Below are 2,632 nucleotides of genomic sequence, written 5' to 3'. Positions count from 1 at the left end.
CCCGCCTCGTGCCGGTACTCGATCCCCATCGCCTCGAGTCGTGCCGTGTGCTCGGCCAGCCGTCCGCGGAACTCTGCCACCTCGCGCGGCCCGGTCGTGTCCGCTGACCAGAGTGCCTCGGCCAGCGCCGCGACCCGGGGGAAGAGCTGGTAGTCGAGCTTCCGCGCGGTGTCGACGTGCTCGGTCCACATGTTGCCCTGGCCGCCGATGACGTGCGCGCGCTCGGCGTCGGTCAGCCCCGACGGCACGGGGTCGAACGCGAACACGTCGTCGACGCCCAGCACGATCGACACCGGGATCGGCTCGGTGGGCAGGTCGCTCTGCCGGTAGTCGAGGTAGGCCTGGTCGTCGGGGGAGGAGATGACGTCGTGACCGCGCTTTGCCGCCGTCCGCGCTCCGGTCAGGCCACGCCAGGACAGCACCGTCGCCGACTGCGAGAGCGTGCCGCCCTCGAGGATCTCGTCCCACCCGAAGGCCCGCCGACCGTGCGACTCGACGTGTGCCGCGAGCCGGCCGATGATCCACGCCTGGAGCTGTTCCTCGTCCGCGAGGCCGAGCTCCTGGATGCGCTCCTGGGTCCGGGGGTCCTGCTCCCACTGCACCTTCGGGCACTCGTCGCCGCCGATGCCGATGTACGGGCTCGGGAAGAGCGCGATGACCTCGTCGAGGACGTCCTGGAAGAACGCGATGGTGGACTCCTCCGCGTTGAGGACGTCGTCCGCGATGCCCCACTCCGTCCAGACCTCCACCGGGCGGTCCGGGTGCACGCCGAGCTCCGGGTACGCGGCGAGCGCGGCCCGGACGTGCCCGGGTGTCTCGATCTCCGGCACCACGGTGACGAACCGGTCGGCCGCGTAGGCGACGATCTCGCGGATGTCGTCCTGCGTGTAGTAGCCGCCGTGTGGTCGTCCGTCGAACTCCGCGGGGCGGAGCGCACCGTCGGCGTCCGGCACGTGGGCACCGACCTGGGACTCGCGGCGCCACGAGCCGACCTCGGTCAGGCGCGGGTAGCGCAGGATCTCGATGCGCCACCCCTGGTCCTCGGTGAGGTGGAAGTGCAGCCGGTTGATCCGGTGCGCCGCGAGCTGGTCGACCACGCGCATGACCTCGTGCTTCGTGCGGAAGTGTCGGCAGACGTCGAGCATCACGCCGCGCCACGCGAAGGCCGGGGCGTCCTCGACCACGACGGCGGGGACGGTCCAGGGTCCGGTCCCGACCCGTCCGCGTCGGTACACGTCGGCGGGCAGCGACTGCAGCAGGGCCTGCACGCCGTAGAACACGCCCGCCGCCGAGCCGCCGAGCACCTCGACCCGGTCGGGTGTCACGGTGAGGCGGAAGGCTTCGCTCCGGTCGTCCGGGGCGGTCTCGGGGCCGGTCGGCAGGCCCACGACCTCGGCCGGGGAGGCGACGCGGAGGGAGACGACGTCCGGCCCGGTGTGACGCTCGGCGTCGCGCGCCGGCAGGCCGGTGGAGCCCCGGAGGGTCTGCTGGAGGTACAGTCGCACCGACTCCGTCCCGGCGTCGGCCGCGATGCGCGTCGCCGGGGTGAACTCGAAGGCGCCGGGTCCCGCTTCGGAACGGCGCGGTCGGGGGATGAGCATGTCGGAGTCCACCATTCCTCAACGGTCTTTCGTAATATGGAGGCTATGGCCGTGGAAGAGACCGTGTCAACGCTCCCGAGCACCGTGGTGGGGACGACGCCCGGCGTGCTCCGGCTCATCAACTCGCGCGCCATCCTCGACGAGCTCTTCCGCGAGGACGCCTCCCGCACCGTGACGGAGCTGAGCCGTGCGGTCGGGTTGTCCCGTCCGACGGTGGAGGCGGCGCTCGCGGACCTCGTCGACGAGGGCTGGGTCGCCGAGGCGGAGGCCATCGCGACCCCGAACAAGGCCGGGCGGCGCGCCAAGCGGTTCGCGGCGGACGCCTCGGCCGGTGCCGTCCTCGGCGTCGACCTCGGGCTGCACGGCATCGTCGGGCTCCGGGCCGACCTCCGCGGTGCCACGACGGCTCGGGTCGAGGAGCACTACGCGGACCTCACCTCCGCGGACCAGGCGTGGGCGAGCGTGCAGGACGTCGTGCAGCGACTGACCGACGGTGTCGATCCCGACCGGGTCCTCGCGGCGACGTTCGGCGTGCCCGCGGTCGTCGACCGGTCCGGGGCGATCGACTACACCGTCGCCGTGCCGCAGTGGGTGGAGTCGCGGGTGCCCGGGCGCATCCAGGACCTCTTCCCGGGTGCCGCCACCTTCTTCGACAACGACGCCAAGCTCGCCGCGACGGCCGAGGCCATGTGGGGTCGCTTCCGCGGCGTCGACGACGCGCTCTACCTCGTGATGGGGCGGCAGATCGGTGCGTCCTACCTCGTCGACGGCTCGCTGGCGCGGGGTGCCCGCGGTGCGGCGGGCGAGATGGGCGGCCTGGCATCGACGGGGTGGCCGACCGCTCCGGCCCGACTGGAGGCACGGATCGCCGCCGACACGGACCTCGAGTCGGTCTTCGCGGCGGCCGGGCGCGGGGACGCCGAGGCGGTCGCGGTCGTACGCGCCTTCGCGGAGGACGTGGTGCCCGGGGTCGTGCAGCTCGTGACGACGCTCGACCCGGAGGTCGTCGTCGTCGGTGGCGAGGTCCTGCC

2 protein-coding genes are annotated in these 2,632 nt (G+C 73.0%); one reads left to right on the top strand and one right to left on the bottom strand.

All coding sequences use genetic code 11. The features are described 5' to 3' along the window. The coding region (locus I59_RS13760; RefSeq protein WP_022904366.1) for a beta-N-acetylhexosaminidase at positions 1-1,616 on the bottom strand (1,616 nt) is incomplete at its 3' end. Positions 1,617-1,652: 36 nt separating this feature from the next. On the opposite strand from I59_RS13760, the gene I59_RS13755 reads away from it, so the two are divergent. Then, on the top strand, positions 1,653-2,632 hold a 980-nt coding region (locus I59_RS13755; protein WP_187289828.1), incomplete at its 3' end, for an ROK family transcriptional regulator.

The organism is Curtobacterium sp. B8, from assembly GCF_000333315.1.
GTDB lineage: Bacteria > Actinomycetota > Actinomycetes > Actinomycetales > Microbacteriaceae > Curtobacterium > Curtobacterium luteum.
Note: the sequence above shows the minus strand (reverse complement) of the source record. Positions and strands in the feature narration are given on the sequence as shown.